Origin of the sequence: Rhodoplanes roseus (genome assembly GCF_003258865.1) — a bacterium.
Classification (GTDB): Bacteria; Pseudomonadota; Alphaproteobacteria; order Rhizobiales; family Xanthobacteraceae; genus Rhodoplanes; species Rhodoplanes roseus.
Window position 1 is genome coordinate 1 of record NZ_NPEX01000060.1, and the last position, 18267, is coordinate 18267.

The following is an 18267-nucleotide window of genomic DNA, read 5'->3' on the forward strand; positions in this document are numbered from 1 at the left end:
ACCGGCCGCAGGGCCGGACGGCCGGCCTGGACCGACGGCCGAGACCGGAGGGCGGCCCTCCGGCGCAACGCGGGGGCCGGCTCGGCCGGGCAGCCCGGCGGACGGCGGAGTGAAGGCGCGCGGATCCCGTGCCGACCGATCGACAGGGCCGCGGTCGGCCAGGCCGGGGCGGCCGGCCGGCACCATGCCGGGCATGCCGCCCGGCAGATCGGGACGTGCCGGAAGGCCGACTCGCGGGCCGGGCCCACCTGGCCCCGGCAAGCCGGCGGCCGGCAGATTCGGTCCACGACCGCCTGAGCCGGGAAGTCCGGCGGGTCCGACAGCGCGTGGCGCGGTCGGAAAGAGGCGCGGCGCCTGGACGGCGGGACTGCGGGCGGACGGCTTCGCGGCGGCGGGCGGACGGTTGCGCTCGAGCCGCGGATCGGGTTGCTGCGCGGCGGCTCCCAGCCCTCCGGCCACGACCAGCAAGGCCGACAGCGACAGCACCCGGAGCGCCCGGAGGCGTCCGGCCCACCCGGTCCCCCGGACCGATTTTATCGTCACCACACCCGCCCCACCAAAAATCGTCGGCCGGACCATGCGCCGCCAGACGTCATGTCACCGACCATGCGCCGACATTGTGACGCGTCTGGGCCCCGCCTGCGTCAAGGTTCAGGCCGGAGAATGTCCCGTCCGGCGAGCAGCGCCTGCACGAGGCCTCCGTCGCCGCCCGTGCACGCCACGGTCCCGTCGCCACGAAAGAACTCGGCGCGCAGCTCCGGGCGGACCTCGTCGACCCATCGGCTGCGACGCAGCATCACCTCCGCGTGTAGCGAGCCGTTCCAGCCGCGTGCCATGATCCGCCCGTGCACCGAGGCGAACGCGCCGTCGTCGACGATCATGCGCGCCGCGTGGACGTCCCCGCCGATCCGCAGATGACCATCCTCGCCGCTCGCCACGACCAGATCGGCCGTGACGTTGCGGTCGACCACCAGATCCATGTTGCCCACCGCGATGGCCCGACAGTGCAGGCTGCCGCGGACCCATACGAAAGCCGGCGTCCGGTCCGTCCGCCGGTTGAGAATGGCCCCGAACAGCTCCAGGTCGCCGTCCACCACGACACCGGCGACGCTCGCCGAGAGCATCCCGTCCATGTCCAGGTCGCCGGCCGCGACAGCGTGGTTGCCGGAATACCGCACGACCAGCAGCGACGGCCTCGGCGACGCGATGACGATGTCGTCCAGGGTGGTGCGGTCGCCGAAATGGGCGTCGAGATCGAGGCCCTCCCGGGCCTCGTCGAGCGGTATCGAAATGAACCCGAAAGCCATGCGGCCCCCATGGCGGACCAATCCGCGCCGGAGTTGGTCGCACCGGGGCGCCCGGAGGTTCAGCCGGGCCGTCGCGCGGCACGCTTCGCGAGACCACTCCGGCCTGCTACCCTCGGGCGCAGGAGTAAACGCGTGACCACTGACACCCCGACCGCGGCCGATCCTCGCAGCAGCCGGCCCCGCCGCCTCGCCGGGGCGCGCCGGCTGATCGCGGCGATACGCGACTACTACGAGGGCGACACGCCGGAGGCGCACCGCTTCCGCTATGCCCTGCTCGCCTTCGATCTCGTGACCGTCGCGTTCATCGTGGTGACGTCGTTCCTGCCGCGCGGCGACCTCGTCGAGCAGCTCGACGTCCTGTTCGGCGCCGTGATCATGGTCGACTTCACCGTCCGTCTGGCGATCTCGCGGCGGCCCTGGCGCGACCTGCTCCACCCGGCCACCTGGGCGGATGTCGCCGCCATCGTCTCGTTCCTGGCGCCGCTGGTCGGCGAAGGCGCCGGCTTCCTGCGGGTGCTGCGCACCGTGCGGCTGCTGCACACCTATCAGTTGCTGGCCCGGCTGCGCCTCGACAGTCCGTGGTTCTGCCGCAACGAGGAGGTGATCCTCGCCGCCGTCCATCTGGCCGTGTTCATCTTCGTGATGACCGGCATCGTCTACGAGACCCAGCACGCCCAGAATCCGTCGATCGCCAACTACGCCGACGCGCTCTACTTCACCGTGACGGCGCTCACCACCACGGGCTTCGGCGACATCACCCTGGCCGGAACATCGGGCCGGCTGATCTCGGTGGTGATCATGATTCTCGGCGTCACGCTGTTCCTCAACCTGGCCCGCACCGTGCTGCAACCCTCGAAGGTGCGCTTCGACTGCCCGAACTGCGGCTTGATGCGGCACGAGCCGGACGCGGTGCACTGCAAAGCGTGCGGCATCGTCCTCAACATTCCCGACGAGGGCCGCTGACGGGCGCAGCCCTCCCGGGGTTCCGCCGAGCCGGATCGTTCCTACATGAGGTCGGACACCCGGGGCTGGTCCCGGGCGATTTCGGAGCGTTGGCCATGGCGGACGAGGTTCGCGACAATGCCGCCCAGGCGCGGTTCGAGCTCGACGCCGACGGGCAGCTCGCGGTGGCCTATTATCGCCTGTCCGGGGACGTGATCACGTTCACGCATACCGAGGTTCCACGCGCCTTGCGGGGACAGGGCATCGCGTCTCGGCTCGTGCGCGGCGCGCTGGACAGCGCGAAGGACCGCGGGCTCGCGGTGGTTCCGGCGTGCTCCTTCGTGGCGGATTTCATCAAGCGCCATCCGGACTACCGGGCTCTACTGGCGTGAGCTTCAGCGGCGCTGCAGCCGACCGTGCCGCCGGCGTGCTCTCGACCCTCCGGGGCGCGCCCGCATCGGCGGCATCACGACGTGGTCGGCCGAACCATCCCGGAGTGTTCCCATGCAAGTCGATCTTTCGGGCCTGCGCGCCCTCGTCACCGGCTCCACCAAGGGCATCGGCCGGGCGATCGCCGAAAAGCTCGCGGCCAACGGCGCCGCGGTCGCGATCAACGGCCGCAAGGAGAGCGACGTCGCGGCGGCGATCGCGGCGATCCGCAAGGCCGTGCCGGCCGCGGAGCTGATCGCCGCGCCGGGCGACGCCGGAACCAGGGCCGGCATCGAAACCATCATCCAGGCCGCCGGCGACGTCGACATCCTGGTCAACAATGTCGGCATCTTCGAGATCAAGGACGCGTTCGAGATCCCGGACGAGGACTGGCAGCGCATGTTCGAGATCAACGTGCTCTCGGGCGTTCGCTTCACACGCCATTACGGCCCGCGCATGCGCGATAAGGGATTCGGTCGCGTGGTATTCGTGTCGTCGGAATCCGGCGTCCAGATTCCGACCGAGATGATCCATTACGGCTTCTCCAAGTCGGCCGATCTCGCGTTGATGCGCGGCTTCGCCCAGGCGCTCGCCGGCACCGGCGTGACGGTCAATGCCGTGCTGCCCGGCCCCACCCGGACCGAGGGCGTCGAGGCGATGTTCGCGTCGATGGGCCAGCAGATCACCCCGCAGACCGAGCGCGCCTTCATCGACGGCGCGCGCCCCACGTCCATCATTAAGCGTCTCGCGCTTCCCGAAGAGGTCGCCGAGCTCGTCGCCTTCCTGTCCTCCCGCGAGGCGTCCGCCATCACGGGCGCTCCGATGCGCGTCGACGGCGGCGTGGTCATGTCGATCACCTGATGTCTCCGGACATGGCCTGTCGGGCCGCGCGGCGGCAGGCGGGCGGCGGTGGCCCGCCTCTCCGGCCGGACGCACCCTCGCATTTCCTGCATGGGTGCTCCGGGCCGAACGAGTGCCTGCCCGGCGCTTTGTTCAGGCGCTCTTAACGAGCGGCGCCCATTCAATACATTGCATCGTCGCGCCCACGTCGAGGGACAGGGGCACGGATTCCCGTGGTGACCGGCCCCGCGTCTCTCGGCCCGTTCCATACCAGATGTCCCTTCAGCGGCCTCTTCCGCCGGCGCAGCCGCCTGCGAGTTGCCCCGCATCGGAGTCTCAATTGAAGCGTCCCGGCTTTCTCAATCGCATTTCATTGCCGACCAAGATCTCCGCCCTGACCGTGCTCGGCATCGTCGCGCTTTGCGGCAGCCTGGTGCTCGTGGTGTCGATACAGCTCGACCGCGCGCTGCGCGCCCAGGCCCAGGCGCGCCAGGAAGCCAACATGCGCGTCGCCTGGGAGGTGCTGCGCGGAGCCGGCGAGATCCGCGTCTCCGGCGACCAGATGACGGCCGGCCGGCGCAGCCTCGACGGCGACACCGAGCTGGTCGACAGAATTCAGACCCTGGTGGGCGGCGTGGCGACGGTGTTCCGGCGCGACACCCGCGTTTCCACCAATGTACGCACGCCGCAAGGCGGACGCGCGATCGGCACCCGGCTGGTCGGGCCGGCGCACGATGCCGTGCTGGTCCGCGGCGAAGCGTATCGCGGCGAGGCCGACATTCTCGGTGAGCCGTATTTCACCGCCTACGATCCGATCAAGGACGCCGCCGGCGCGACCGTCGGCGTGCTGTTCGTCGGGGTGAAGCAGAGCGAGTTCTTCAGCGTGCTGGACGCGCTCGTCCGCGGCATTGCGCTGCAGGCACTGTTCGCCGCCGTGCTGATCGGTGGCGCGCTCTACGGCGTGCTGCGCTGGCAGACGCGGCCGCTCGTCGTCCTGACCCGCATCATGGGTCGCCTGCAGGCCGGTGACCACGCGGTCGCGGTGCCGTCGCTCGACCGTGGCGACGAGATCGGCCTCATGGCCCGCGCCGTCGAGGTGTTCAAGGAGCACGCCGTCGAGCGCGAGCGACTCGAGGCGGAGCAGAAGGAGACCGAGATCCGCACGGCGGCGCAGCGCAGCGCCGACATGCGGCGACTCGCCGACCGCTTCGAGCAGGCGGTGGGCGGCATCATCGGCACGGTGTCGGCCTCGGCCACCGAGCTCGAGGCCACGGCCGGAACGCTGACCCGCACGGCCGACACGACCCGGCAGCTCTCCCAGACCGTGACGACCGCCTCCGGAGAGGCGTCGACCAACGTCCAGGCCGTCGCGGCGGCGACCAACGAGCTGACCGCCTCGATCGGCGAGATCAGCCGTCAGGTCCAGGCATCCAGCCGGATCTCGGACGAGGCGGTGCGCCAGGCCGAGACGACCGACCGGCGCGTGACCGATCTCTCGCTCGCCGCCACCCGGATCGGCGACGTGATCGAGCTGATCACCGACATCGCCGAGCAGACCAACCTGCTGGCGCTCAACGCCACCATCGAAGCCGCACGCGCCGGCGAGGCCGGCAAGGGCTTCGCCGTGGTCGCCAACGAGGTGAAGGCGCTCGCCGCGCAGACCGCCAAGGCGACCGGCGACATCTCGGCCCAGATCGCCGGCATGCAGGCCGCTACGCACGACTCGGTCGCCGCCATCAAGGAGATCGGCGGAACGATCGGGCGGATCGCCGAGATCGCCGGAGCGATCGCCGCCGCCGTGGAGCAGCAGGGTGCAGCGACCTCGGAGATCTCACGCAACATCCAGAAGGCCGCGAGCGGAACCGGGGAGGTGGCGAACACGATCACGCAGGTGAGCCGCGGCGCCGAGGAGACCGGTGCGGCCTCCGGCGAGGTGCATGCGGCAGCGACCCGGCTCGCCGAGGAGAGCAGTCAGCTGCGACTGGAGGTCGAGAAGTTCTTGGCGACGGTGCGTGCCGCCTGACGCCACATCGACACTGCGGCACGCGACCGCTTTCGCGAACAGGGACGTCCCTCGGCCCCGCCGCCCGGAGCTGACCCGCAACCCTGGCTTTCGCCTGAGGCTCGGATCGGTTCGGGCAGCGGGTCGACGAGAACCATACGGCGTCGGGCGGATCGCTTCGACCGCGGTTTCCCGGAAGGGTTATTGCGGACGTGATCCGAAATTTTCCTCAAGGCAGTAAAACGATATCTGTCGACAAGTGGACTGAGAGCATCGCGATCCGAAGATGACGTCTCATCGGTGCTAGCTCGACGTGATTATTGATGATCATGCCACGCGGCGGCTCGCATGGTCGCGAACCGAGGTGACGACCTGATCGGCGACCCACGCGTCCTTGGCGAACCACTCGTGCGACGTCTTGCAGTAGGGGCAGAATGTCCGGCTGAAGAAGACCGGCATGGCGGCGAATGCTTCGCGGCTCACGGAGATGTCGGTCGACACGGCTCGTCCGGTCTCGGGGCAGCGGATCATCAGCGTTCCCATGGGGGGTACGTCCTCTTCGTTTCAGGTGGCGAAGACGTACAGGCGGCTTGCGAAGAGCAGACGAAAAACGCGTGACCATTTCGCGGCGTTGCGGTGGCAGGGTGCAGGGCCGGGCGCCGGCACGGAGCAGAGGAACACCGAAGCAGGACGCCCTATCCGCCTCGCATCGCAAGAGGACCGGCGCCGGCGGCGCGACGCGGCCGGCGCGAAGAGCGCGCACCGCGACCAAACGAAGGCACGGCGGCGGCCGGTACCGGAGGATCGCAGGAACGTGATCGCCGCCGGCCGCCCAGCTCAGGGCGCCGGATGCGCCGGCATCTTGTCGTCCACTCCGTCGATCTCGCTTCTACGGAGCAGATAATCGAGCCCGCCGACCCGGTACCAACGGTAGCCCCAGCCCTCGATCACCAGCCGGTGCTTGCCCTTGTCGTCGACATCGAGATGATCGTTTCCGAGCAGATCGACCAGCACCTTGCCGTGCTCGCCGTCGACGCCCGTCGCGAAGGCGACCTCGCGCGGCGTATCGCCGAGATTGTGCACGAACAGCACTGAATTGTTGCGCCAGTCGTAGCGCACCACCAGCACGGCCGGATCGCGCGTCGTGATCACCTCGAAGTCGCCCCAGCCGACCTCCGGCACCTCCTTGCGCATGCGGATGATCCGCTCGGTCCAGTTGAGCAGCGATTGCGGGTGGCGCCGCTGGATCGCGGCATTGACGTGCTCGTAGCCCCACGGGCCGCCCGAGATCACCGGCATGACCGGCTTGTCGCTCTTGGTGAAGCCGCCATGCGGCTCGTTCGACCATTGCATCGGCGTGCGGGCGCAGTTGCGCTCCGGCAGGGAGAGGTCGTCGCCCATGCCGATCTCGTCGCCGTAGCGCAGCACGGGCGTACCCGGCAGCGTGAACAGGAGACTGTAGGCGAGCTCGAGCCGCCGCTGGTCGCCACCCAGCATCGGTGCCAGGCGGCGGCGAATGCCGCGATCGTAGAGCTGCATCGATTCGTCCGGACCGAAGGCCGCGAACACGGCCTGCCGCTGTTCCTCCTCCAGCCGCCCGAGATCGAGCTCGTCGTGATTGCGCAGGAACAGCCCCCACTGCGCGGTCGCCGGGCGCGGCTTGGTCGCCTTCATGGCCTTGACGAGCGGCCGCGTGTCGGCCGCGGCGAGCGCATAGAACAGGTTCTGGTTGACCTGGAAGTTGAACATCATGTGCATCCGGTCGCCGTCGCTGCCGAAATACTGCATGTCGGTCTCGGGCAGCACATTGGCCTCGGCGAGCGCGATGCTGTCGCCCTGGCGCCATTGCATGAACTCGCGGAAGGTGCGGAGCATGTCGTACTGCTCCGTTGGCGTCGTCACGTCGGCGCCCTTGGTGCCGATGATGAACGGCACCGCGTCCATGCGGAAGCCGGAGACGCCGAGCTGGATCCAGAAGCCCATGATCTTCAGGATTTCGGCCTGGACGGCCGGGTTCGACGTGTTGAGATCCGGCTGGAAGTCGTAGAAGCGGTGGAAGTAGTACGCCTTGGCGACGTCGTCGTAGGTCCAGGTGGTCTTCTGCACGCCGGGGAACACCATGCCCTGGTCGGCGTTCTTCGGCTTCTTCTTCGACCAGACGTACCAGTCGCGATACTTGGAGGCAGGATCGCGCCGTGCCTCCTGGAACCAGGGATGCTGGTCCGACGTGTGATTGATCACCAGGTCGATCAGCACCCGCATGCCGCGCTGCTTGGCGGCATGGGTGAACTCGACGAAGTCGCCGAGCGTGCCGTAGCGCGGATCCACCCCGTAGTAGTCGGAGACGTCGTAGCCGTCGTCGCGGCCCGGGGACTTCTGGAACGGCATCAGCCACACCGCCGAGACGCCGAGACCGTGGAGATAGTCGAGGCGCCTCGCCAGCCCCTGGAAGTCGCCGACCCCGTCGCCATTGGCGTCCATGAAGGTCTCGACGGAGAGGCAGTAGATCACCGCGTTCTTGTACCAGAGATCGTTGATCATGATGGCCCGCCACCTTTCGCCGTCGCCGCGCACTGGACGGTAACAACCGGCCGGGATCCCGGTTCCGGCGCCGCCGGAGCGACCGCCCGGGGCGTGGCTGGGCGGTCGGTCCGGGCCACATCGCTGTTTCGCAATCCGCCGCCAGATGCTTTCTGAGGGCTGCAAGGAGACAGCCATGCCGCTCACGATCCAGATGTCGGAAACCGGAGGCCCGGAGGTTCTGCGTCCCGTGGAACGCGCCGCCGCCGAGCCCGGCCCGGGCGAGGCGCGGATCCGCCACGAGGCGATCGGCCTCAACTTCATCGACGTCTACCAGCGGCGCGGCCTCTATCCGGTGCCGCTGCCGGCGGTGCTCGGGGTCGAGGGCGCCGGTATCGTGGAGGCCGTCGGGTCCGGTGTGACGGACCTCGCGGTCGGCCAGCGCGTCGTCTATGGCGGGCTCCCTGTGGGCGCCTACGCGGCGGTGCGGACCCTGCCCGCCTCGCGGCTGGTCGCCCTGCCCGATGCCGTGTCCACCCCCCTCGCCGCGAGCGCCTTTCTGCGCGGGCTCACCGCCCACATGCTGTTCCACGAGGTCAAGGCCGTCCGGCCCGGTGACGCCGTGCTGGTGCATGCCGGCGCCGGCGGCCTCGGGCGGGTGCTGCTGCGCTGGGGCCACCGGCTCGGCGCCGCCATGATCGCGACGGTCGGCTCGGCCGCGAAGGTCGCGGCGGCCCGGGAGGCCGGCGCCGACCACGTCGTGCTGCACACCGACGCCGACTGGCCGGACCAGGTCCGCCGTCTCGCCGGCGGTCGCGGCGTGACGCTCGCCTGCGACGGCATCGGCGGCGCGACGCTCGCCCGCACGCTGGAGTGCGTCCGGCCGTTCGGCGTCGTCGCCAGCCTCGGCCAGCCGGCCGGACCGATTCCGCCGGTCCCGGTCGAAGCGCTCGGGCCGGCCCGCTCGATCGGGCTGTTCCGGCCGAGCGTGATCGCCTATTCGAACGATCCGGACCGTTACGCGACCGGGGCCGCCGACGTGCTGGCGTTCCTGGCCGACCGGCCGTCGGACCCGGTCGGCGCCACCTACCCGCTGGCCGAGGCGGCGCGCGCCCATGCCGACCTGGAGGCCGGGCGCACCACCGGAAGCATCGTGCTCGTACCGTGACTCCCATCCACCGGCCGAGGTGACGCCGTGCCGCTCCGCCCCATCCTGAAGTTCCCCGATCCGCTGCTGCGCGCCCCCGCCGCCGACGTCGAGGCCTTCGACGACGACCTGCGCACGCTCGCCGCCGACCTCCTCGACACCATGCGGGCGGCGCCCGGCATCGGCATCACGGCGCCGCATGTCGGCGTGCCGCTGCGCGTCGTCGTCATCGAGCTGTCCTTCGCGGACGGGGCACGCACCTTCGTCAATCCGATGATCGTCTGGTCGTCGCCGGAGATGCAGACGCATCCGGAGGGCAGCGTCTCGATGCCGGGCGTCAGCGAGGAGATCGAGCGCCCGGCGCGCATCAAGGTGCGGTGGCAGGATCTCGACGGGCTGTCGCACACCGGCGAGGCCGACGGCCTGCTCGCCGTCTGCCTGCAACACGAGATCGACCAGCTCGACGGCTGTTTCTGGGTCGACCGCCTGTCGCGCCTGAAACGCGAGCGCGTCGTCAAGAAGTACGAGAAGCTGCAACGCCGCTGACGGCAGGACGAAGCCCCTCGGAACGACGCGACCGGCCGAGCCCGAACGCCGCCCTGGCATTCGCAGCGTCGTGTTGACCTGCGCGGCTGCGGACCTATGGTGCGGCCGCGCCGCTCGACGGCGCGCGGCTGCCCGCGGACATTGTTGCGATGGACTTCTTCTCTCCGGCCCAGATCGCCGGATATGCCGCCTTCGTGTTCGGCATCGCCGCGTTTCTTCAGACCACCGACCGTCCGCTGAAGCTGCTCAACGGCACCCAGTGCATCGCCTACGCGATCCACTTCTTCCTGCTGGGCAACATCCCGGCGATGGCGACCGCGACCGTGTCGGCGGCGCGCTCCTTCCTGGCGTTGCGCACCTCCTCGCCGCTTCTCGCCGTCGCCGTCGTCGCGATCCTGCTGGCGATCGGCTCGCAGGTGGTCACGCACTGGACCGGCTGGTTGCCGGTCGCCGCCTCGGCCTGCGGCACGCTCGCCATGTTCCTGATGCGCGGAATTCCGATGCGGCTGGTGATGCTGGCGTGCTGCCTGATGTGGCTCGTCAACAACGTGCTGTCGGGCTCGATCGGCGGCACGCTGCTCGAGGCTTCGATCGCGATCGCAATGGTCTCGACCATCGTGCGCATGGTGCGGGCCCGCCGCGCCGCCGCAGCCGCGTAACGGCGTTCGTCGCGCGAGCCGCCGATCAGCGAAACCAGGCGCCGGCCCGCACCGCGACGAGCAGGACGACCCCGAACAACACAAGCCCGCCGGCGAGCGCCGCGAAGACGGAAGCGAGCGAGCCGCCGAGCGAAAACGCCGCCCAGCCGCCGCCGAGCGCGACGACGACGCGCAGCGCGCCGGCGCACAGCGGCCAGACGAGCCGCCCCGCGCCCTGCGACGCGAAGTAGAGTGCCATGCCGAGCCCGAAGAAGCCGTAGGTCGGTCCGACGATCCGCAGATAGGTCGCGCCGGCCTCGAGCATCGCCGGATCGGTGCTGAACAGCGCCAGCCACGCCTCGGGCCAGATCGCGGCGGCGAGGCCGATCGTCTCGGCGATCACGAAGGCCACGGCACCGCCGGTGAGGCCGATGCGCAGCGCCCGGTCGTGCCGGCCGGCGCCGATATTGGTGCCGACCAGCGCCACCACCGGCGCGCCGAGGCCGAACACGATCGGAATCAGCAGATATTCGAGCCGCGCGCCGGTGCCGAAGCCGGCGACCGCGCCGACGCTCGCCGACGCGGCGACCAGCGCCGTGGCCCCCGCGATGGTGACGTTGGTCTGGATCGAGGTGAGCGCCGACACCGCCCCGACCCGCAGGATGTCGCGCATCGGCGCCCAGTGCAGCGGCACCCGGACGAGCCGCACCGGATTGCGGCCCGACCCCACATGCCACAGCAGCAGCGCGGTCGCGCCGGCATAGAACGCCACCAGCGCGACGCCGCCGCCGGCGATGCCCAGCGCCGGAAACGGGCCGACGCCGAAGATCAGGAGCGGCGACAGCGGCACCAGCACGACGACGCCGGCGCAGATGACCCATGCCGGAAACAGCATGTTGCCGGTGCCGCGGATCACGCTGGCGAGGCCGTTCATGGCCCACAGCAGGGGCGTGCCGCAGAACACCACGTTCGAGTAGACGAGCGCCGCCTGCAGCTCGGAGCCGCGGCCGCCGAGCAGGCGGTAGACGGGCTCGCCGCACGTCAGCATGACGGCCGAGAAGAACAGTCCCAGACCGACACTGATCGCCAGCGCGTGCAGCACGAGCGCGTCCGCCTCGTCGCGACGGCCACGGCCGAGCGCCCGGGCGACCGCCGACGAGATGCCGCCGCCCATCGCGCCGGCCGAGATCATCTGCATCAGCATCACGGGCGGAAACACCAGCGCCATGCCGGCCAGCGCGTCGGTGCCGAGGCGCGCGACCCACCAGGTCTCGATCAGGCCGGTGGAGGCCTGGGCCAGCATGATCAGCATGTTCGGCCACGCCATGCCCAGCAGCAGCGGCACCACCGGCGCGTTCAGCAGCCGGCGGGTGCGCGGGTCGAGCTCGGCGGGCGGCGTCGACGCGTCCCGCCGGATCGGGGCCGATGCCATGGGGGCTTTCCTTGTCGAGACGAACGGTGCCTTCGGGCACGCCGGACGGCGATCGCGGACCCTTCCCGGCTATCGCTCCGGGGTGTCCGGGACGCGGGGCGGCGCCTGCGACGGCCGGGCCCGCGCCGACACGTCGGCGGCGGCGGCGGCGAGAATCCGCTCGGCCAGGGTATCGTCGTCGACGGCGCGCGACAGCAGGACGGCACCCACCATGGTGGACAGCGTCGCCAGCGCCGCGTCGCGCCCGCCCGCGGGATTTTCCTCGGCCGGCGACAGGAGGCCGGCCAGCATGTCGGCGTGGCCTTTCAGCCCGCGGCGGAAGGCGGCACGCGCCTCCGGCCCGCTGCGCGCCACGTCCGCCGCGAGCGCCGGCAGCGGGCATCCTTGGGCGACGCGCCGACGATGGTCGTCCGAGAGATAGCGACGCGTCAGAGCGCCGAGCCCGTCGTCCTCGGCCGCCGCCGTCACCTCGTCCCAGGTGCTGCGCGACGCCGCCAGTGCGGCGGCCGTCGCCTCGGCGGCGAGATGGTCCTTCGAACGGAACTGGCCGTAGAACGCGCCCTGGGTCAGGCCGGCGGCCTTCATCAGGTCGGCGATCCCGATGCCGTCGAACCCCCGCTCACGAAACAGGCGGCTCGCGACCTCCACCACGTGGCGGCGGTTCTTCTCCGCCTGTTCCCGGCTCACCCGCATCCGGCATCCTCCTGTCGGCCGCGGACTTATATATTATGACCAAACTTTATTCGCAAGGATAGATGTCGATCGAAATGTATACCGAGAGCGCTCCGGCCGGAGACGGCCCGGACGGCGCCGGCGCTCGGATCAGCCGAACGTCCGGGCGTAGGTCTCGGGCGAGAAGCCGACCACGATCGCGTCGCCGAACGCCAGCACCGGGCGCTTGATCATCGAAGGTTGTGCCAGCATCAGGCCGATCGCCTTGGCCTTGGTGAGGTCCGCCTTGTCGGCGTCGGGCAGCTTGCGGAACGTGGTGCCGGCCTTGTTCAGCAGCCGCTCCCAGCCGACCGTCTCGGCCCAGCCCTCGAGCGTCGCCTTGTCGATGCCACCGACCTTGTAGTCGTGGAACGTGTAGACGACGCCGTGCTGGTCGAGCCAGGCGCGCGCCTTCTTCATCGTGTCGCAGGCCTTGATGCCGTAGAGGGTCACGGATCGCTCGCCCGCCATCGTCGCTGCTCCCGAGTGCTGGACTGGCGCTTCTTCGCCGATTCGATCGCGCGCGGCAAAGCCGCGTGGCCGTGATGGCAGGCACGCGGCAGGCCGCGCCTGCAACTGGAATGCGAGGCGGGCCCGCAGCCGGGGCGCCCTTCGCGCCAAATCCCCGCCCCGATCGGCTGCAAAAGCAATTGACGTCACGTCGCGGTTTCGGTCTCGATGGCAGTCGAGCGTCCGGCGGACGAACGACCACGCACGAGGCCCCACGCGTTTGACCTCCGTCACCACCGTCCTGATTCTCTTGCTGGTCGTCGTGATCGCCAGCGGCCTGTCGCGCATGCTGCCGATCGCGATTCCGCGCCCGCTGGTGCAGATCGCCTGTGGTGCCGCGATCGGCCTGGTGGCGGACATCCGGGTCGAGTTCGATTCCGAGCTGTTCTTCCTGCTGCTGCTGCCGCCCTTGCTGTTCCTCGACGGCTGGCGGATCCCCAAGGACGAGCTGCTCAAGGACCGCAGCACCGTGCTCGAGCTGGCGCTCGGGCTCGTCGCCTTCACGGTGGTGGGCATGGGCCTGTTCATCCACTGGATGATTCCGTCCATGCCGCTCGGCGTCGCCTTCGCGCTCGCCGCGGTGCTGTCGCCGACCGATCCGATCGCCGTGTCGGCGATCGCCCGGCGGGTGTCGATCCCGCGCCGGATGATGCACATCCTCGAGGGTGAATCTCTCCTCAACGACGCCACCGGCCTGGTCTGCTTCCGCTTCGCGGTCGCTGCGGTCGCCACCGGCACCTTCTCGCCCGTCGAGGCGGCCGCGACCTTCGTCTGGGTGGCGGCCGGCGGGCTGATCGTCGGCGTCGGCGTCACCGTGGCGATCATGCGGGCCAAGGAGTATATCGGCCGCCGCTTCGGCGAGGACTCCGGCTCCAACATCCTGGTCAGCCTGCTGATCCCGTTCGCCGCCTATCTGACGGCGGAAGAGACCGGATGCTCCGGCATTCTCGCCGCGGTCGGCGCCGGGGTGGCGATGAGCTTCGCCGAGGCGACCGGCCAGGCGCTCGCCGCGACCCGGGTGCGCCGGCGCGCCGTGTGGGACATGATCCAGTTCGCCTCCAACGGCGTCGTCTTCGTGCTGCTCGGCGAGCAGCTTCCGGCGATCCTGCCGAAGGCGCAGCAGACCGTGGGGCTCACCGGGCATTCCAGCCCGCTGTGGCTCGCCGCCTATGTGCTGGCGACCGCCGCCGTGATCACGGCGCTGCGCTTCGTGTGGGCCAGCGTGTCGCTGAGCATCACCTGGTTCCGGACCTGGCAGCGCCTGGGCATTCCGGCACCGAGCCTGGCCCGGCTGACGGTCGCGATGGCCTGCGCCGGCCCGCGCGGCGCCGTGACGCTCGCCGGCGTCCTCACCTTGCCCCTCGTCCTCCCGAGCGGCGAGCCCTTCCCGGCCCGCGACTTGGCGATCTTCATCGCCATGGGCGTCATCATCACCTCGCTGCTGATCGCCAGCATCGGCCTGCCGCTGGCGATGCGCGGCCTCGTGCTGCCCGAGGAGCCCTCGACCGACGCCGAGGACGACCGCGCCCGCGTCGCCGCCGCCGAGGCCGCCATCGCCCGCATCGAGGAGGTGCAGCACGCCATGGCGGAAGGCCGTCCGGACGCCGACCGCTACGTCGAGATCGCGTCGCGCCTGATGGATCTGTACCGGACCCGCATCGAGAACCGCTCGGGCGACGACACGGCGCGGGCCCGCGAGGACGAGGCGATCGAGCGCCGCATGCGGGTCGCCGCCGTGCAGGCCTCGCGCGAGGCCGTGCTGCGCCTGCTGATCGAGCGCCAGATCGGCAGCGCGGTGGCGACCCGGCTGATGCAGGAGTTCGATCTCCTCGAAGCCCGCTACATGGCGTGAGCACGCGATCGCCGATCAGGGAGCCGAGCAGGTGAGCAAAACGACCAAGCCAAGCGGCAAGCGCGGCACCATCCGGATCGGCGTCGGCGGATGGGTGTTCGAGCCGTGGCGCGGCACGTTCTATCCGGACAAGCTGCCGCAGAAGCAGGAGCTCGCCCATGCGGCGGGCCGGCTCACCTCGATCGAGATCAACGGCACCTTCTACGGCTCGCAGAAGCCGGAGACCTTCGCCAAGTGGCACGACGAGACGCCGGCGGATTTCGTCTTCGCCCTGAAGGGGCCGCGCTTCGCCACCAACCGCCGCGTGCTGGCCGAGGCCGGCGCCTCGGTCGAGCGCTTCCTGGCCAGCGGCGTGACGGAGCTGAAGGACAAGCTCGGGCCGATCAACTGGCAGCTCGCGCCGACCAAGACGTTCGACCCCGCCGACATCGACGCCTTTCTGGCCCTGCTGCCGAAGAGCGTCGAGGGTCGGCCGATCCGTCATGCCATCGAGGCGCGCCACGACAGCTTTCGGGATCCCGAGTTCGTCGCGCTGGCGCGAAAACACGGCGTCGCGATCGTGGTCGCGGGCGATGCCGCCTATCCGCAGATCGCCGATCCGACGGCCGACTTCGTCTATGCCCGCATCATGGGAACGCAGGAGCACGAGCCGCTCGGCTACGCCGAGGCGGCGCTCGACGCCTGGGCCGAGCGGGCGAAATTTTGGGCCGCCGGCAAGGCCCCCGCGGACCTCGCGACGGTCGGACCGACCAAAAAGGCCGGTGCGACGCCCAGGGACGTCTTCCTCTACGTGATCAGCGGCGCCAAGCCGAAGAACCCCGCCGCCGCGTTGGCGCTGATCGAGCGGGTTGGCTGACCGCGTCCTCGGAACGGAGCCGACCGACGCGGAAATGCAACTCAGGATTGACACGCCGCAGCAGTTGTGTTCCTCTTTCGTTCAGGCGGCGTGGCGCAGGATCCGGATCTCCGGGCGAACCTCCCACGCCCCCGGCAGGATGATCGACATCGCAGGGTTCGGGGACGTCCATGGCGACATGGCGCGGGAGGACGTGTGCGGCTCGTACGGCCGCGACGCGATGGATAAGGGCCGTGGCGGGTGTCGTCGTCGTGCTGATGACGGCCTGCGCTGGCCAGGCGCAGACGCCGGAGACGGCGATCGACGAGGCCCTCCAGAACATCACGACGCTGCAGCGTCCGGGCCGAGTGGGCTACGCGACCATCTGGGACGGCAATGCCTTCGTCCAGTGCCGGCGGCTGCCGAGCCGAGAGCTGCGTTGCGAGGCGGCCGGCGCCACCATGCAGCCGTCCCTCAAACGCGTGCTCACGCCGGAGCGCCTCGCCCGGCTCGCCGCGCTCGGCTGGACGCTCGACCCGAGCTTCGGCCAGCACGTGCGAACCTTTCCGGCCGACCTGTCGACCGGGCGGATCGCAACGCTGATCCTGTCGACCCTCACCGAGATCTACGAGGCGAAGCCCGCCCGGATCGAGCTGAGCACGGCCTGGGTGGCCGACCTGCCCTGCCCGCCCCGCGCCGGCCCGACCCAAAACCTCGCCGGCAGCGTCAACGACGCCCGCTCCATGCGGCCCACCGCGGTCCTCGCCTGCTCGTACCGGGCGGAGCCCGAGACCGCCGAAACCGTGACCTCGGCCGAGGAGCTGATCGGGATCTACGGACCGACGATGGCGGCGGAGCTGCAGCGTCTGCGTCTGAACAGCAGCCGCAACGTCTACGTCGTCTTCTCGGCCGGCATCGGTTACGTCCAGTGCGGGCCCGAGACGGCACCAGTCGCGATCTACTGCGAGGCCCAGTCGGCGGAGAGCTGGCCGGCGCTGGCCGCGGTTCTCACCCCGCAGCGGATCGAGCGCCTCCACCGGGCCGGCTTCGCCGATCCGGGCCGCGCGCCGAACTACTCGCGCAGCTATGCCCCCGAATCCTTCACGGACGCCGTCGTCGCCCGCGAGATCCTGACCATTTTGTTCGACGTCTACGGCTACACCGGCGTGCCCAAGCTCGATATCCACACGGAGTGACAGCCGCGCAGGCTCCCGCACACCGGGAGCGCAAAGCGGGCCCGGTCAGCCCCGGATTTCCGTGGCGGACCGCGCAGTCGCATTCGGAAAAGCGGGGTCGGGCGCGGCCGAGGCGGTGGTCCGGTTGCGGCCGGCACGCTTGGACTCGTAGAGCCTGAGATCCGTGCGGCCGCACAGCGACGGCCACGGCTCGCCCGCCTCCGCCTCGGCTACGCCGAAGCTCGCGGTGACGCCACGCGAGCCCTGCGGCAGCACGACCGGGTGCCGCGCGATGGCGGTCCGCAGTCGCTCCGCGCACTCGTAGGCTTCCGCGAGAGACGTGCCGGGCAGGAACACGGCGAACTCCTCGCCGCCGAGGCGGCCTATGACGTCCTCACGGCGTGCCGCGCCCTGCAGGAGGCGCCCCACCTGTTTCAGCACCGCATCGCCGGCCGCGTGCCCCAGCGTGTCGTTGATCGCCTTGAATCGATCGAGGTCGCACAGGAGCAGCGAGGCCGGTCCGTCGCGCCGGGCGAAATGGACCGCCACCCGATCCTCGAACCCGCGTCGGTTGAGAACGCCGGTGAGCGGATCGACGTCACGCTCGCGCCGCATGTCGTCGATGACGTCGATGGCCGCGGCGGCCAGCAAGGTGAGCGCCAGGCCGACGCCGAACAGCGCGAGCGAGAGCTGAAGCGTCTGCCAGAACACCGAGTCGGCGAACGCCTTCGCTCCCAGGGGCGCCGAGAGGCCGAGCGTCAGCACGGTGCGTGGGAAGAAATGCACCGCGAAGACGAGAAGGATCCAGAACAGCAACCTGTCGACGAGGCGGCCGCGCGCCAGCGCGGTCAGCCGCAGCGCCGTGACCAGCAGCACCAGCCCGTACCCGAAGTTCTGGACATAGACGCGGACCAGGACATTCCGGTCGACATAGAAGAACCACCACAGCAGACCCGTCACGGCGAGAAGCACGCCGGCCGCCGGCCACCCTCCGAAATGCCGTCCGGCCCGCGCCAGGATGCCTTCGGCCGCCATCAGCACGGCCCCGGTGTAGAGCACGCCCGACACCATCGCGTTCAGCCCGGCGTCGGCCGGGATCCACAGGATCTGCGAGACGGCTCCCAGCGTGAAGGCGGCGCAGGCCGCGGCGAGGAACAACAGATAGTCGCGCTTCCGCTCGATCAGCCACGCCGCCAGGAAGGCGATTCCGAACAGGAACAGGATCCCGGGTGCGATCAACGACAGCGTGACTCGAACAACCGTCCCGTCCATGACCGGATCGTTCCAATCTCATCCCTCGGCGTGCCCGATCCTGCTCGGACGATATGCGATAGAGGGTCGTCGAACATTAACATCCAACTCACATTGGAAGCGACCCGGG

The 18267-nt window shown here is 70.2% G+C and carries 17 protein-coding genes; 10 read left to right on the top strand and 7 right to left on the bottom strand.

Annotation, left to right across the window (positions count from 1 at the left end):
- Positions 1-644: 644 nt before the first annotated feature.
- Positions 645-1307: a hypothetical protein gene (locus CH341_RS11190; protein WP_111419111.1), complete on the bottom strand. Its 663-nt coding sequence runs from the start codon at positions 1305-1307 to the stop codon at positions 645-647.
- 216 nt (positions 1308-1523) lie between these two features.
- Here CH341_RS11190 and CH341_RS11195 point away from each other — a divergent pair, with 216 nt between their 5' ends.
- The 4 genes from CH341_RS11195 (at position 1524) to CH341_RS11210 (ending at position 5541) form a co-directional block, all read left to right on the top strand.
- Positions 1524-2270 (top strand): potassium channel family protein, encoded by a 747-nt coding sequence (locus CH341_RS11195; protein ID WP_111419131.1) that lies wholly within the window; start codon positions 1524-1526, stop codon positions 2268-2270.
- Between the two features lie 95 nt (positions 2271-2365).
- Positions 2366-2641 carry a GNAT family N-acetyltransferase gene (locus CH341_RS11200; RefSeq protein WP_111419112.1) on the top strand — a complete coding sequence of 92 codons (276 nt, stop codon included), beginning with the start codon at positions 2366-2368 and terminating at the stop codon, positions 2639-2641.
- A 112-nt stretch (positions 2642-2753) separates the two neighbouring features.
- Positions 2754-3539, top strand: coding sequence for an SDR family NAD(P)-dependent oxidoreductase (locus tag CH341_RS11205; protein ID WP_111419113.1), 786 nt, complete (start codon positions 2754-2756; stop codon positions 3537-3539).
- 319 nt (positions 3540-3858) lie between these two features.
- Positions 3859-5541, top strand: coding sequence for a methyl-accepting chemotaxis protein (locus CH341_RS11210; RefSeq protein WP_170149574.1), 1683 nt, complete (start codon positions 3859-3861; stop codon positions 5539-5541).
- A 306-nt stretch (positions 5542-5847) separates the two neighbouring features.
- On the opposite strand, the gene CH341_RS11215 is transcribed toward CH341_RS11210, so the two are convergent.
- Both CH341_RS11215 and CH341_RS11220 read right to left on the bottom strand, forming a co-directional pair.
- Positions 5848-6063: a hypothetical protein gene (locus CH341_RS11215; protein ID WP_111419115.1), complete on the bottom strand. Its 216-nt coding sequence runs from the start codon at positions 6061-6063 to the stop codon at positions 5848-5850.
- A gap of 294 nt (positions 6064-6357) precedes the next feature.
- The gene (locus tag CH341_RS11220; protein WP_111419116.1) at positions 6358-8061 is read right to left on the bottom strand and encodes an alpha-amylase family protein; all 1704 of its coding nucleotides are present in this window, start codon (positions 8059-8061) and stop codon (positions 6358-6360) included.
- A 175-nt stretch (positions 8062-8236) separates the two neighbouring features.
- Between CH341_RS11220 and CH341_RS11225 the strand changes: the two genes are divergently transcribed.
- From CH341_RS11225 to CH341_RS11235, 3 genes are all read left to right on the top strand, one after another.
- Entirely contained in the window at positions 8237-9208 is a 972-nt protein-coding gene (locus tag CH341_RS11225) for a quinone oxidoreductase family protein (RefSeq protein WP_111419117.1), read from the top strand.
- Between the two features lie 27 nt (positions 9209-9235).
- Positions 9236-9733 carry a peptide deformylase gene (locus tag CH341_RS11230; protein WP_111419118.1) on the top strand — a complete coding sequence of 166 codons (498 nt, stop codon included), beginning with the start codon at positions 9236-9238 and terminating at the stop codon, positions 9731-9733.
- A 149-nt stretch (positions 9734-9882) separates the two neighbouring features.
- Entirely contained in the window at positions 9883-10392 is a 510-nt protein-coding gene (locus CH341_RS11235; RefSeq protein ID WP_111419119.1) for a YgjV family protein, read from the top strand.
- A gap of 25 nt (positions 10393-10417) precedes the next feature.
- Here CH341_RS11235 and CH341_RS11240 read toward each other — a convergent pair whose 3' ends face one another.
- The 3 genes from CH341_RS11240 to CH341_RS11250 all read right to left on the bottom strand — a co-directional run bounded on the left by CH341_RS11240 (position 10418) and on the right by CH341_RS11250 (position 12985).
- A complete protein-coding gene (locus CH341_RS11240; protein ID WP_111419120.1) occupies positions 10418-11803 on the bottom strand; it encodes an MATE family efflux transporter in 1386 nt (461 codons plus the stop codon).
- Positions 11804-11872: 69 nt separating this feature from the next.
- Positions 11873-12496, bottom strand: coding sequence for a TetR/AcrR family transcriptional regulator (locus tag CH341_RS11245; protein WP_111419121.1), 624 nt, complete (start codon positions 12494-12496; stop codon positions 11873-11875).
- A 129-nt stretch (positions 12497-12625) separates the two neighbouring features.
- Positions 12626-12985, bottom strand: coding sequence for an ArsC family reductase (locus CH341_RS11250; protein ID WP_111419122.1), 360 nt, complete (start codon positions 12983-12985; stop codon positions 12626-12628).
- A gap of 259 nt (positions 12986-13244) precedes the next feature.
- On the opposite strand from CH341_RS11250, the gene CH341_RS11255 reads away from it, so the two are divergent.
- The 3 genes from CH341_RS11255 to CH341_RS11265 all read left to right on the top strand — a co-directional run bounded on the left by CH341_RS11255 (position 13245) and on the right by CH341_RS11265 (position 16907).
- Positions 13245-14876, top strand: coding sequence for a Na+/H+ antiporter (locus CH341_RS11255; RefSeq protein ID WP_210208255.1), 1632 nt, complete (start codon positions 13245-13247; stop codon positions 14874-14876).
- 31 nt (positions 14877-14907) lie between these two features.
- The gene (locus tag CH341_RS11260) at positions 14908-15732 is read left to right on the top strand and encodes a DUF72 domain-containing protein (RefSeq protein ID WP_210208256.1); all 825 of its coding nucleotides are present in this window, start codon (positions 14908-14910) and stop codon (positions 15730-15732) included.
- A gap of 233 nt (positions 15733-15965) precedes the next feature.
- Positions 15966-16907 (top strand): TY-Chap domain-containing protein, encoded by a 942-nt coding sequence (locus CH341_RS11265; protein WP_245430997.1) that lies wholly within the window; start codon positions 15966-15968, stop codon positions 16905-16907.
- A gap of 45 nt (positions 16908-16952) precedes the next feature.
- Here CH341_RS11265 and CH341_RS11270 read toward each other — a convergent pair whose 3' ends face one another.
- On the bottom strand, positions 16953-18158 hold the full coding sequence (locus tag CH341_RS11270) for a GGDEF domain-containing protein (protein WP_111419123.1): 1206 nt from the start codon (positions 18156-18158) through the stop codon (positions 16953-16955).
- Positions 18159-18267: the final 109 nt, after the last annotated feature.

Coding starts and splice junctions, on each gene's coding strand:
- CH341_RS11190 (WP_111419111.1), bottom strand. CDS start 1,307: ATGGCTTTCGGGTTCATTTCGATACCGCTCGACGAGGCCCGGGAGGGC.
- CH341_RS11200 (WP_111419112.1), top strand. CDS start 2,366: ATGGCGGACGAGGTTCGCGACAATGCCGCCCAGGCGCGGTTCGAGCTC.
- CH341_RS11205 (WP_111419113.1), top strand. CDS start 2,754: ATGCAAGTCGATCTTTCGGGCCTGCGCGCCCTCGTCACCGGCTCCACC.
- CH341_RS11215 (WP_111419115.1), bottom strand. CDS start 6,063: ATGGGAACGCTGATGATCCGCTGCCCCGAGACCGGACGAGCCGTGTCG.
- CH341_RS11220 (WP_111419116.1), bottom strand. CDS start 8,061: ATGATCAACGATCTCTGGTACAAGAACGCGGTGATCTACTGCCTCTCC.
- CH341_RS11225 (WP_111419117.1), top strand. CDS start 8,237: ATGCCGCTCACGATCCAGATGTCGGAAACCGGAGGCCCGGAGGTTCTG.
- CH341_RS11235 (WP_111419119.1), top strand. CDS start 9,883: ATGGACTTCTTCTCTCCGGCCCAGATCGCCGGATATGCCGCCTTCGTG.
- CH341_RS11240 (WP_111419120.1), bottom strand. CDS start 11,803: ATGGCATCGGCCCCGATCCGGCGGGACGCGTCGACGCCGCCCGCCGAG.
- CH341_RS11245 (WP_111419121.1), bottom strand. CDS start 12,496: ATGCGGGTGAGCCGGGAACAGGCGGAGAAGAACCGCCGCCACGTGGTG.
- CH341_RS11250 (WP_111419122.1), bottom strand. CDS start 12,985: ATGGCGGGCGAGCGATCCGTGACCCTCTACGGCATCAAGGCCTGCGAC.
- CH341_RS11270 (WP_111419123.1), bottom strand. CDS start 18,158: ATGGACGGGACGGTTGTTCGAGTCACGCTGTCGTTGATCGCACCCGGG.